Below are 414 nucleotides of genomic sequence, written 5' to 3' on the forward strand. Positions count from 1 at the left end.
TAAAACGTTTTCAATTTATTAATTAGAATCATAAGATAATTACAGCTACCATGCATTGACATTTTCCGATATGTTATTGATATATTCTAAGGTTCTGTTGCAAAAGGAAAATTTATTGGAATTTTCTTCTCTATCCTAACTTCCTTTATTACATAGAATAGAGTCTATTATGATGCATCCTCGGTATGTTCCTACGAAAAAAAATGGAATAAATCCTAGAAAAGCATATAACGGAAATCTTAATAACAAGAGCACTGCTACCATCAAAATGGTAATGTGCATATTAAGAGTCCAAATATAAGACAAATTTTCATTAAAAGTAGAAGAATTTTTAGTTCGAATGAAGAATTAATTTAATAGATTATTGTGTTTTCAAAAACAGGAGGTGTTGATACATAATGAAAAAGACCGTTT

This window comes from Neobacillus drentensis (assembly GCF_036965645.1).
Taxonomy (GTDB): domain Bacteria; phylum Bacillota; class Bacilli; order Bacillales; family Cytobacillaceae; genus Neobacillus; species Neobacillus drentensis_D.